Here is a 13,000-nt window from a genome sequence, read left to right as displayed (position 1 = left end):
TTTATGTTAGTAAAAGTATTTGGAAGTGCCGTTTTTGGTGTAGAAGCCACAACAATTACTGTTGAAGTAAATATTGATAAAGGTGTAGGTTATCATTTAGTTGGCTTGCCTGACAACGCCATAAAAGAAAGCAGTTACAGGATTGCCGCTGCCTTAAAAAACAATGGTTATATGTTGCCAGGCAAAAAAATAACCATCAATATGGCTCCCGCTGATTTACGCAAAGAAGGCTCAGCTTACGATTTGACACTTGCCTTAGGCATTCTTGTAGCTTCAGGACAAATTAAAGGAGACGAAATTGACAAATACATCATCATGGGCGAATTATCACTTGATGGTAGTTTACAACCTATTCGTGGTGCTTTACCCATTGCTATCAAAGCAAAAGAAGAGGGTTTTAAAGGTTTTTTTCTTCCAAAACACAATGTAAAAGAAGCTGCCATTGTAAAAGGACTGGATGTTTACGGAATTGAAAACGTACAAGAAGTAATTGATTTTTTCGAAGGAAAAGGCGATTTGGAACCCACAAAAATTGATACTCGTGCCGAATTCTATAAAGATTTAGATTTTCCAGAATTTGATTTTTCAGATGTTAAAGGACAAGAAAGTATCAAAAGATGTATGGAAATTGCCGCTGCTGGCGGACATAATATTATTTTAATTGGTCCTCCAGGAGCAGGAAAAACCATGCTTGCCAAACGTTTACCCAGTATTCTTCCGCCAATGACCTTACACGAAGCCTTAGAAACTACTAAAATTCATAGTGTCGCTGGAAAATTAAAAGAAGTCGGGTTAATGAATCAAAGGCCTTTTCGCAGTCCACATCACACAATTTCGAACGTAGCACTTGTCGGTGGGGGGAGCTACCCTCAGCCTGGCGAAATTTCGATGGCTCACAATGGTGTTTTATTTTTAGACGAATTACCCGAATTCAAACGCGATGTACTCGAAGTAATGCGTCAACCGCTGGAAGACCGAGAAGTAACTATTTCCAGAGCTAAATTTACGGTAACTTATCCTTCTTCTTTTATGTTGGTTGCCAGTATGAATCCAAGTCCTAGCGGATTTTTCAACGATCCAAGTGCCGCACAAACTGCTTCTCCTTATGAAATGCAACGTTATTTAAGTAAAATTTCAGGTCCATTATTGGATCGAATTGATATTCATATTGAAGTAACTCCTGTTCCTTTCGAAAAATTATCTGATAATCAAAAGGCTGAAAACAGCATGACCATTCGAAAAAGGGTAACTGCAGCCAGAGAAATTCAATCCATACGATTTGAAAAAATGGATAATATTCATTACAATGCCCAAATGAATACCAAACACATTAGGGAATATTGCGTCTTAAAGGAAGAATCCAAAACCTTATTAAAAAATGCCATGGAACGATTGAATCTTTCAGCTCGAGCCTACGATAGAATTTTGAAAGTAGCCAGAACTATCGCTGATTTAGAAGCTTCCGAAGAAGTAAATGCATCTCACATTGCCGAAGCCATTCAATACAGAAGTTTGGATCGAGATGGTTGGTTGGGATAATTTAGACATTACAATAATTTACAAATAGAAAAAACACTTAACAATTGAAAAAAATAAGTAAAATATCATATTTAATAATATTGTTTGTCTTATCAAATTGCGGAAAAACAGATGTTGAATTTAACAAACAACAATGGAATGAAAAATTTGATGGATTTTATGAAAACCGTGAAAATATGGTAAATGATCTTTTTAAAAATCATTTAAAAAAAGGAATGAAATATAAAAAACTAACTGATTTAATTGGAGAACCTCAAAATTACGGAACACAGAAAAGTAACACAGTAGTTTATTTAATAATGGAAGATTATGGCTGGAATATTGATCCAGTCGAAACAAAAATTCTAATTATTACACTATCAAAAGATTCTTTGGTTGAAAATTATGAAATTCAACATTGGAAAAAATAAATCCGTTTTTTTATCTGTGCAATCTGTGGCCTCTTTTTATTTAAATTTTGCAATTCCCGCTTTCAACCAATTATAATATTCTTCAACACCCACATAACTAATTGTTGGTTTTTCGGTGTTTAAACTATTTCCTTCTAAATCGGTTAGTACATACAACGGTTGCGTATTGGTTTTATATTTAGAAATCATAAAGTCAGTCCACTTATCCCCTATGGTTTCAATTTCAGAACCTGTTGTTGGAGAAATAAATTGTTGTTCTTTTGGTAATTTTCTTTTGTCGTCCACATAAAGTGAAATCAAGACAATTTGGTCATTCAAAATAGGTAAAACGGTTGCGTCCGACCAAACGTTATTTTCCATTTTTCGACAATTTACACAAGCATAGCCTGTAAAATCAAGCATAATGGGTTTATTTACTTTTTTGGCGTAAGCCAAACCCGATTGATAATCTTCAAAAACAACTAATCCATGTGGCCCTAATTTTGCCCCTTCAGGCAAATCAGTTTTGGCATCCCTTCTACTTGAACCACCTAACCCCATTGGACTTTCGCTATATTGCATTGGTGGTGGGAAAGCACTAATTATCTTTAAAGGAGCTCCCCAAAGTCCCGGAATTAAATAAATGGTAAAAGTCAGCACCAATAATCCCATTCCTAATCGTCCCACTGAAATATGAGACAACGGACTGTCATGTGGCAACGTGATTTTTCCAAATAAATACAAGGCTAAAGTTCCAAAAATTGCAATCCAAATCGCTAAAAAGACTTCTCTTTCTAATAAATGCAATTGCAACACCATATCCGCATTCGATAAAAACTTAAAGGCCAAAGCCAATTCTAAGAATCCTAAAAATACTTTTACGGTATTCAACCAGCCACCTGATTTTGGTAATGAATTCAACCAACTTGGAAATAACGCAAACAACATAAATGGTAAGGCTAAAGCCAATGAAAACCCAAACATACCAACAATTGGAGCGATTCCGCCATTAGATGCTGCTTCTACCAACAAAGTTCCCACGATAGGTCCAGTACAAGAAAATGAAACAATTGCTAAGGCTAGAGCCATAAATAAAATCCCAACTATTCCACCTTTATCGGCTTGACTATCTACTTTATTCGCCCAGGAATTAGGCAACATAATTTCGAAAGCTCCTAAAAAAGAAGCTGCAAAAACAATCAATAACACAAAAAACAACAGGTTAAACCAAACATTAGTTGACAAAGCATTTAAAGCATCGGCACCAAAAATCCAAGTAACCAGACCCCCTAACAAAACATAAATTACGATGATTGAAACACCATAAATAATTGCATTTCTAATTCCTTTAGCACGGGTTTTACTTTGTTTGGTAAAAAAACTCACCGTCATAGGAATCATTGGAAAAACACAAGGAGTCAATAAAGCTGCAAACCCAGATAAAAAAGCAATAAAAAAAATCGACCAAACGCTTCTTGGAGCGGTTTCGGCAGTTTCAGGCAAAGCGTTTTTTTCAACAGCTTCCACCACATTACTTGCACCAAGACTTGGTGTTGGAATGGAATCTATTTTTGTACCATCAGCAATTTTTGCATTCTGAGCTGCTCCTTGAATACTATCTTTTTTTATTGCTGGAACAGCTGCCATTTTAGTAGCAGGAATTTGGAAAGTAAATTTCTTAGATTGATTAATACACACTTCTTTACAAACCTGATAATTAAGTTCTACTTCAACCTTATTTAGCTTTGAATTCGTTAACTTAATTTCTTGTTGGATTTGCGCTTTTCCTTCAAAAAAAGTTTCATTTACCTCAAAAATATCGTTATAAGCCGTTCTGGTTTTACTTTCTTTGGCTTTGCCTGTTAAACTAAAATTCCCCGCCTGATTTTTAAAAATAACTTCCATAGCTAGCGGTCCTCCATCGGGAGTAAACTGCGAATACATGTGCCAGTCTTTTTCAATCACGGCATTAAAAGTCAATACAAAAACGCCTTCTGATTTTTGTTCGATTTTAGTCGTCCATTTTACTGGATCCAGAATTTGAGAATTTACATTGGTGAAAACCAAAAAAGCGGTAAGTAGAAAGAATAGTTTTTTCATTATTGCAATGCTATTTTTAATATATTTTTTGTAGAACTGTCGATTCTAAATCGTTCGTCTTGCCGAATACCAATTACCCAAACAATTTGATTTTCAGACCATAAAACCCAACAATTCTCTTTTTCTAATAAAGATAATTTTTCGTCTTTAAAAAGCTTACTTAACTTTTTAGACTTTCCATTCATTCCAAAAGGCTGAAAAGAATCGCCCTCATTCCATTTTTTTAAAACCAATGGATAGACTAATTTATCTTGGTCAACAAATATAATTGAATTTGAAGCTCCTGAAATGTTGTCTGCTGTAGAAAAAGTAAGATTTAAGGGAATATTAACTTCTCTAACATCCTTTTCTATAAAATAGAGCTCATTATCCTCCTGATGCAGTATCGGACTTAAAATTAACTGCTCTCTGTCTTTTAATAAACGATAATTTGGAGCAAAAACCTGTTTCCCTGATTGACTTTCTACCAAAGCATAAACATCTTCCCAGGCAGTAAAGCCAAATTCATGTAGCCATTGGTACAAATAGGATTTATAATTGGGTAATCGTAGCAATTGATTCAAATCAAAAACTATGGTTTCTCCTGCTTCTTTGGCTACTTGTTGATAGACCATAATAGCTGCATCTTCAACTAATTCCTGAGATTCATTCAGGTACGATTGTGTTTTTTGAAACGATTCCATAAACTGCGGATTCAATTCTTTCAACAATGGAACCAAATGATGCCTGATTTTATTTCGCAAATATTTATCCGAAGCATTGCTGCTATCTTCTCGCCACTCTATATTATTCTCTTCGGCATAAGCCAAAATTTCTTCTCTCGAAAAAGGCAAAAGTGGTCGTACAATTTTATCGTTTTGAGCTGGAATTCCAACCAAACCTTCTAATCCAGTTCCACGACTCAGATTAATTAAAAAGGTTTCAATATTATCATCGGCATGATGTGCTGTTAAAATGTAATCGTAATTTTCGGTTTCTAACAATTCATAAAACCAGTTGTAACGCAATTCCCGGGCTGCAATTTGAGTCGAAAGTTTGTAATCATTCGCAAAAGCTTCTGTATCAAACTGAGTTAAAAAAAGCGAAATTTCATTTGCATTAGCATATTCCTGAACAAAATTTTGGTCGCCAAAACTTTCCACACCACGCAATTGAAAATTGCAGTGAGACAATGCAATAGAATAGTTTAATTGATGTAACAAATCAACCATTACCATACTATCAATTCCTCCGCTTGTAGCCAAAAGCAATTTGCTTTTTTCTAAAAAAGGAAAGTTTTGATCGATATGTTTTTTGAACTTGTTGAGCATGACTAAAATTTAGAAATTATTTTAAAACTTCAAACATCGCTTTGGCTTTCAGAAAACATTCCTGATATTCATTTTCAGGAATTGAAAGTGAAGTGATGGCACTTCCTACCGAAAAAGACAAATACTGATTTTGCTGATTGTACAATATGCTTCGAATCACCACATTAAAATCAAAATCGCCTTCGGGTGTAAAATAACCTACGGCACCGCTGTACAAACCTCTTTTAGTTTCTTCCAGTTCTTCGATAATTTTCATCACCGAAATCTTGGGTGCTCCAGTCATACTTCCCATTGGAAAAGTATGTTTTAAAGCATCAACAGCAGCATATTGTGGATCTAAATTTGAAGTAATAGTAGAAATCATTTGGTGGACTTGCAAGAAAGAATAAATGCCACACAATTCTGTTACCTGCACCGAACCTTTTTGTGCCGTGTGCGATAAATCATTGCGAACCAAATCGGTTATCATAATGTTTTCGGCACGTTCTTTAGCATCGGTGGCTAATTTATTTTTTGATTCTTCGTCTTCAATGGGATCTAAAAATCGTTTGGCTGTTCCTTTTATTGGTTGAGAAATCAATAAATCGCCTTCTTTTTTCAAATAACGTTCTGGCGATGCTGACAATAAAAATTGCCTGTGATTTTTAAAAAATACAGCAAAGGGTGGTTTCGAAATTTCATTCAGCTTCAAAAAAGTCTCCACGGGTTCAATTTGCGCATTTTCGGCATAGAATTCCATACAAAAATTAGCCTCATACAAATCGCCATGATGAATGTGTTCTAGCATTTTAGACACTTTTTCCTGATAGGATTCAGCCGAAATTCGTTGTTGGATATTGACCTTAATATCTAATGTTTCATAATCAGTCGCAACGGATTTAATTTCTTCCCAATCGGTTTCAAATTCATCATCACAACAATACAAATACCGAATTTCGAGTTGATTTCCTTTGGCTAAAAAAAGCTTTTTAGGTTGGTAGAAAAACAAATCAGGAAATTCTAAACCATCAAAGTTTTTCGATGTTAATACTTCTGTATCATTCTTTAAATCATAAGACAAATAACCAAAAATCCAGTCTCTGCTGGTTTGCTGGTATTGTTTTAAATCTTCAAACGCATTAAAATAGTCTGTTTTTATAGACGTGAAAGCATCAACAGCCAGAATCCAATCGTAATTTGAATACTCTTGTTGGTACTGATTGCTATCCATAAAAGTCACTTCTCTAAATTGTTGTGACCACAATAAAAGCTGTTTTTTGAAATCGACGAGATGTGTTATGTCTTGTAAAAAGGATGTTCTCAAAGTAAAATTTTAAAAAGTAAAATTACAATAAAAATAGGACTTATTTTTATTGGTGTTCATGATTTAGCCGATTCCTTTTAAAAACAAAACCGAATTAAAAAATCATAATTTCACATTCAAATCCTTATTTGGATGATAAATTGATTATTAAATTAACAATTTAATGAATAATAATTCTCTTATATAAGAAAAATCAGTTCGCTTTTTTGTAAATTTACTAGGAGTTAGAAAACGACAAACTATCTTTTCTACTTAAAACGGTTATCTAGGGAGAGTTTTTACTAATGATGAAAGTGGGACCGCAATATAATTTTTTTGATTTGTTAACCAATAAAACCTATATATCATGAAAATTGCAACCCTTATTGTTCGTTCTTTACTAGGGATATTATTTCTCTTTACTTCGGTTAGTTATTTTTTACACCTGAACCCTGAGCCCGCTTCCACAGGAGATTTTAAAGCATTCCAAGTGGGTCTGGTTGCTTCAACCTATTTGATACCTTTAGCCAAATCAATAGAATTGCTTTGTGGTTTATCCTTTGTAACAGGAAAATTTACCACCTTAGCCAATATTATCATTTTTCCGGTAATCATCAATATTTTATTAATTAATTACTTTTTAACACCCGAAAATTTACCACTTGCTATTGGAGTTTTTCTAGCCAATATTTTCTTGATTTACAGCCATTGGGAAAACTATAAAGGATTGTTTAAAATGAATGGCTAAAAAGAATAAAAAAACAAGAAACCCGTCTCATTCACTAGAACGAGGCGGGTTTCTCTGTTTTATAAACTAGCTATTAAACGTGTAACGCTCTGTTATCAGTTGCTGCTAATGCTGCTTCTTTTATTGCTTCCGCAAATGTAGGATGCGCATGAGACATTCTCGAAATATCTTCAGCAGAAGCTTTGTATTCCATTGCTACTACTGCTTCAGCGATTAAATCTGCTGTTCTAGCTCCAATCATGTGAACACCCAAAACTTCATCCGTTTTAGCATCAGCTAAGATTTTCACAAAACCATCTAAATCAGCACTTGCTCTTGCACGTCCTAAAGCTTTAAATGGGAAACTTCCTGATTTGTAAGCTACTCCAGCCGCTTTCAATTGCTCTTCTGTTTGTCCAACAGCTGCAACTTCTGGCCAGGTATAAACCACTCCAGGAATTAAGTTATAATCAATATGTGGTTTTTGACCTGCTAATATTTCAGCAACCATAGTTCCTTCTTCTTCCGCTTTATGAGCTAACATTGCACCACGTACAACGTCACCAATTGCGTAAATATTAGAAGCTGAAGTTTGTAAATGATCGTTCACTTCAATTTGACCTCTTTCCGAAATTTTAACTCCTGCATTTTCAGCGTTCAATCCATCTGTATAAGGACGACGACCAACAGAAACTAATGAATAATCTCCTTCAAGAGTAATTATTTCTCCTTTTGCATTTTCTGCTTTCACAGTAACTACATCACCAGCTCTTTCAACAGACTGAACTTTGTGAGAAGTATAGAATTTCATTCCTTGTTTTTTCAAGACTTTTGTCAATTCTTTAGACAAAGCGCCATCCATTCCCGGAATAATTCTGTCCATGAATTCCACAACCGAAACCTGAGCACCTAAACGTAAATATACTTGTCCTAATTCGATTCCAATAACTCCACCTCCAATAATTACAAGGTGTTTTGGTACTTCAGTTAATTTTAAAGCTTCAGTAGAAGTAATGATTCTTTCTTTATCAATTGAGATAAATGGTAAAGAAGATGGTTTAGAACCTGTAGCAATAATTACATTTTTAGCTTCGATAGTTTCTGAAGTCCCATCTGCTTTTGCAACTGCAACGTGTGTAGCATCAACAAAAGAACCTAATCCTTCCAGAACTGTAATGTTATTTTTGTCCATCAAATATTTTACTCCACCAGAAGTTTGATCAACAACAGCTTGCTTACGAGCAATCATTTTCTCTAAATTTACTTTTACTTCACCAGAAACTTCGATTCCGTGATCGGCAAAATGAGCAATTTCGGCATAATGATGAGAAGAAGACAACAAAGCTTTTGAAGGAATACATCCTACATTAAGACAAGTTCCTCCAAGTGTGGAATATTTTTCGATAATGGCTGTTTTAAAGCCCAGTTGCGCACAACGAATCGCTGATACATATCCTCCAGGTCCAGAACCTATAACGACTACGTCAAATGAATTCATAGTATATTGTTTTTTATTATTTTTTAAAATGTCGAAGAGCAAAAATAAGGAATTAAGTTTTGTTTAAAGTTTAAAAAATAAGATATTTTGTTAGGTTTTTGTATTCAATTATCTTTTTAACATAGAAATTACAACTAATTTTGGATAACATTTAAATCAAAACATATAACCGTTTTTTTTGTCAATCCTTAGCTTCTCTATTTAAAAAATACGCTACCATTTGTAATAAAATCTTGATTTTTTAATTTATATTAACACTCTTAACTTTTATTTTTAAATACGGAGCAGTATTTTTGTTGTTTTTAACAAAGAAGTGATTTTAAACTTTTTCGCTTCAATCAAAAAAGCTTCCATCACTTCAAAATCAAATATCTTTTGAAATTACTATTTAGAACTTTATCATTTGTATTTTTAACCCAATGCATTTATGCACAAGACGCCAAAATAGTTTATCCACACCAAGTTTTCTGGCACAAAACAGAAATAAATGAATTTTTCAATGAAAATTGGGGTGTTGGTGCTGATTTTGTTTATCGCAGTAAAAATGAATTAAATTCAGGTAGTATGTTTGATAGTCACCTTCGAACAAGCATTAGGCCTTGGATAAACTATCAATTCAGTAAAAATGCAAGATTGTCTATTTCTCCTTTAGGATATATGTACACCAATGAATATATAGGAAAAGAAGAAGATTATTCGAGAGAACCTTACCATGAATTACGAACCACTTTCCAGTTTTTTCATCATCATAAACACGAAAACGGAAAATGGATGCACACTTGGCGTTATCGATATGAACTAAGATGGCAAGAACAGGCCAATAGTGATGATTATCGTTTTCTAACACGTTTTAGACTTCGATACCGTTTGCGCTACATGATTAATTCGAATGATTTTTACGAAAACAACACCTTATACGCTGCAGTTTCAAACGAAATTGGATTAAATATTGGCAAAAATGTAACTTATAACACATTCAATCAAAATCGTTTGTATGTTGGTATAGGATATCGCTTCCTGAATGCAGCACGTTTAGAAGTTCGTTATGTGGACAGATTCAGGACTAGAGGTTCCACAGGCATAGAATTCGACCATGGAAAAGGATTAATGATTGGCTTTTACATTGACCAATTGAGCGGTTTATGGAAACCACATGAACAAGGCGTTCGATATGCTGATTAATAAAATATTACAGTATCATTAAATCAGTTTATTGCTAAACAATTAAAAAAAAAAGCAACAACGGATATATTCTATAAAATAAACTTCATATACATGAAAAGAAACATTATTATACTATCAAGCGTAATTTTGGCATTACTATTATTAATTTGGTTTCAACATCACCAATACAATAAGAAAGATGAACTTCAAAAGGAAGCTTACCAAAAACTTGTTCTTGAAAATAAAAAAACAGATTCTTTATGTCACTATTACCAAACGGTGCAAAAAGCGCAATATTACTTTTTAAAAAATGAAGATTCATTAGCTATAGAAATACTTAAACCTTATGGGAAACTTCCAGATTCTATTCAAAATCTAATTCAACACACTAGAAGATTCAAAACATTAAATTCAGTTGTTGAAAAAAGTTACCAACCCACAATACACGAGCTATCCCAGGATAAGAATGATTGGGTTGATGTTGTTTTAGCTGAAAACAGTATAGTTAAAAGCGAATTAGCGTTAGTAAAACAAGAATTAGACGAATTGAAAACCCCAAAAGCGATGCTAGATTTAGTAAGTTCCAAGGGAGTAAAGTTTCAATACATCGGACAATTTAAAAGAGGAAACGCTAACGGTTATGGTATCGGACTATTTGAAAGCGGAAGTGTTTACAAAGGCTTTTGGAAAGATAATAAACGACAAGGAAAAGGAGTCTTTACATGGAAGGATGGTGAACGCTACGAAGGAAATTATGTAGAAGATAAAAGAGATGGCGAAGGGAATTATTATTGGAAGAACGGCGAGATTTTCAAAGGTCAATGGCAAGATGACAAACGCAATGGTCCCGGTAAGTTGTTCAAAAAAAATGGTAAACTAAAAAAAGAAGGGATTTGGATTAATGATGAATTCAAATCTTCGTAAAATCATACACTAGTAATACTATTTAGAAGCTCGTTGGCTGAAATTGTTTTAAATCAATTTACCCTTATATTTGAAAAAAGGCTCCGATCATAAAATCGAAGCCCTGACTTTTCAACTTATACACTTTTTGGGACATTGTCGCCTGATCAAAAAAGAAACAAAAAAACATTCATGTGTTCCTATTACTTTTTGGTATTCATGAATCTTCGATTTCAAGTTTTACACTTTCTCGTCGGTCAAATTAGTTTTCGAATTAAAACAGGCAAATAAGAGATATTTATTATAGCCAAAAAAAAATGCTAAACTCAAGATTTGACTCTTAAGTTTAGCACTAAACCAATTTATGAAAATATTATTTTATTTCTGATAATCCACGAGTTAACCAACCTCTTTTGTTTGCTGTAGCAATGGCGTAAGGAGCAATCCAAAACAAACCGAAAGTATAAAAAATACTATACGAATATGCCCAAAAGGATTCTGACCAATTGTATCTTTTTCCATAAAATAAAACTGGAAAACTAGATAGTATTAATATTCCCAATAAGGTGGAGCTTAAAAACAATAATGGATAGCTCACTATAAGGAATAACATAAACAACAAGAACGGATAGGTCATAATAATTCTAAACGACTGATTCAAAAACAGCAATCTTGAGCCAAATTTTGAACCTTCTCTAAAGTTTTTGAAGACGTATTTTGCCATCATAATGTTTTCACGTACATTACTTCTTCCCCATCTGATAAACATTTTATACAAACCTTTGTATTCTTCAGGAACATTTGTAAGTACAATTGCATTTCTTTGAAATAAAACATGATGTCCTTGTTTTAAAATCATGTTGGTCATGGCTCGGTCTTCGCCAATGTCCGAAGGTTGCCCCATAAAGGTTTGATTAATCCAATCTTCAAGACATCCAAACACTGCTTTTTTACTGTAAGCCGCTGCTGCTCCTGGCGTACACAATACTGATCCTAAACTACTTTCTACAGAACGCATGAACTCAAAACTCATTACAAAACTCACATTCAGCATTTTAGGAATTATTGCTTGCGAATTGTTTAAAACTTGAACATTTCCTGCCACAGCACCACAGTTTTTATCAACTACAAATGGGCTAACTAAATTTCGCAAAGTATCTTTTTCTACAATCGAATCACTATCTACTGTTACAAAAACATCTCCTGTTCCTAATTGAAATCCACGGTAAAGTGCGTGACGCTTTCCTTTGTTTTCTGGTTGTTGAAAGATAGTCAAACGATCTCCTAACTTAATTTTTGCTTGTTGCATCCAGTACCAAGTATCGTCTTTACTTCCATCATCAACTGCTAATATCTGCATTTTTTCAGCTGGAAAATCACTTGCTACTAAACTTATTAAAGTATCCCAAACCTGTTTGCTTTCGTTGTAAGCTGGAACAATTACGGTAACTGTTGGCAACAAATCATCAGTAACCGATTCTATAGGCTTATATTGAAAATAAAGATAAACATTGTATAAAAACAGTCCCACGTGAAAAAAGAACAACGCAAGCGTTACTATAAGAAAATAAAATCCAAAACTAGAATTGATTCTATTAGTATGAAACTGATCAAAATCGGGTTGTAACAAGTAAACAGAATAAGCTCCCACAATCATTACTATAAAAGTACTTATAAGAACTACTAAGTTTAAAGGTCTTGCTTTTTTTGTGTCATTTTTTTTAACTGCTTTTTCTTTTTTTTCTTTTACATTGAAAATAGAAGCACGAGTTACAGTTGTATCCGTTATATTTTCAGTGGATGAAAAAAATTGTTTAGAAGTAATTGTTTCACTTTTCATTTTTGGTCTTATTATTGATTTTATTAAAATGGCTTATATGTCAAATTTTCGTCTTTTAATTTGTTTTTCTTTTAGAAAAACAGAATGAAGAGAAAATCATTCCCATACTCAATAACAAGTGTTGTACCGTTTTAATTTACATCTGAAAACTAGCGAATTACGTAAAATCAATATTTTTTTAGTGTATACTATTTTATACAGTTGTGTAAAAATTACACACTTTTAACTTAGTTGGTTGTCTTAATTAT

At 33.5% G+C, this 13,000-nt stretch carries 10 protein-coding genes; 5 read left to right on the top strand and 5 right to left on the bottom strand.

Annotated features, from left to right (window positions below; translation table 11 throughout):
• Positions 1-3 precede the first annotated feature (3 nt).
• Both AAGV33_RS03435 and AAGV33_RS03430 read left to right on the top strand, forming a co-directional pair.
• Positions 4-1,539, top strand: coding sequence for a YifB family Mg chelatase-like AAA ATPase (locus tag AAGV33_RS03435; RefSeq protein WP_373390548.1), 1,536 nt, complete (start codon positions 4-6; stop codon positions 1,537-1,539).
• A 44-nt stretch (positions 1,540-1,583) separates the two neighbouring features.
• Positions 1,584-1,949, top strand: coding sequence for a hypothetical protein (locus AAGV33_RS03430; protein WP_373390547.1), 366 nt, complete (start codon positions 1,584-1,586; stop codon positions 1,947-1,949).
• Between the two features lie 36 nt (positions 1,950-1,985).
• On the opposite strand, the gene AAGV33_RS03425 is transcribed toward AAGV33_RS03430, so the two are convergent.
• The 3 genes from AAGV33_RS03425 to AAGV33_RS03415 are packed head-to-tail and all read right to left on the bottom strand — an operon-like array spanning position 1,986 to position 6,641.
• Positions 1,986-4,028 carry a protein-disulfide reductase DsbD family protein gene (locus AAGV33_RS03425; RefSeq protein WP_373390546.1) on the bottom strand — a complete coding sequence of 681 codons (2,043 nt, stop codon included), beginning with the start codon at positions 4,026-4,028 and terminating at the stop codon, positions 1,986-1,988.
• Positions 4,028-5,338, bottom strand: a complete 1,311-nt coding sequence (tilS, locus tag AAGV33_RS03420) for a tRNA lysidine(34) synthetase TilS (RefSeq protein ID WP_373390545.1) — start codon at positions 5,336-5,338, stop codon at positions 4,028-4,030. The genes AAGV33_RS03425 and tilS overlap by 1 nt, the downstream gene beginning before the upstream one ends.
• A 16-nt stretch (positions 5,339-5,354) precedes the next feature.
• Entirely contained in the window at positions 5,355-6,641 is a 1,287-nt protein-coding gene (locus AAGV33_RS03415; protein WP_373390544.1) for an anthranilate synthase component I family protein, read from the bottom strand.
• Positions 6,642-6,987: 346 nt separating this feature from the next.
• Here AAGV33_RS03415 and AAGV33_RS03410 point away from each other — a divergent pair, with 346 nt between their 5' ends.
• Entirely contained in the window at positions 6,988-7,368 is a 381-nt protein-coding gene (locus AAGV33_RS03410; RefSeq protein WP_373390543.1) for a DoxX family membrane protein, read from the top strand.
• Positions 7,369-7,441: 73 nt separating this feature from the next.
• On the opposite strand, the gene lpdA is transcribed toward AAGV33_RS03410, so the two are convergent.
• Positions 7,442-8,845, bottom strand: coding sequence for a dihydrolipoyl dehydrogenase (lpdA, locus tag AAGV33_RS03405; protein ID WP_373390542.1), 1,404 nt, complete (start codon positions 8,843-8,845; stop codon positions 7,442-7,444).
• A gap of 375 nt (positions 8,846-9,220) precedes the next feature.
• On the opposite strand from lpdA, the gene AAGV33_RS03400 reads away from it, so the two are divergent.
• Both AAGV33_RS03400 and AAGV33_RS03395 read left to right on the top strand, forming a co-directional pair.
• Positions 9,221-10,027, top strand: a complete 807-nt coding sequence (locus tag AAGV33_RS03400) for a DUF2490 domain-containing protein (RefSeq protein WP_373390541.1) — start codon at positions 9,221-9,223, stop codon at positions 10,025-10,027.
• A 93-nt stretch (positions 10,028-10,120) separates the two neighbouring features.
• A complete protein-coding gene (locus tag AAGV33_RS03395; RefSeq protein WP_373390540.1) occupies positions 10,121-10,933 on the top strand; it encodes an MORN repeat-containing protein in 813 nt (270 codons plus the stop codon).
• Between the two features lie 352 nt (positions 10,934-11,285).
• Here AAGV33_RS03395 and AAGV33_RS03390 read toward each other — a convergent pair whose 3' ends face one another.
• Positions 11,286-12,752: a glycosyltransferase family 2 protein gene (locus AAGV33_RS03390; RefSeq protein ID WP_373390539.1), complete on the bottom strand. Its 1,467-nt coding sequence runs from the start codon at positions 12,750-12,752 to the stop codon at positions 11,286-11,288.
• Between the last annotated feature and the right edge of the window lie 248 nt (positions 12,753-13,000).

The organism is Flavobacterium magnesitis, from assembly GCF_041729735.1.
Lineage (GTDB): Bacteria > Bacteroidota > Bacteroidia > Flavobacteriales > Flavobacteriaceae > Flavobacterium > Flavobacterium magnesitis.
This window is presented reverse-complemented; position numbering and strand designations above follow the sequence as displayed.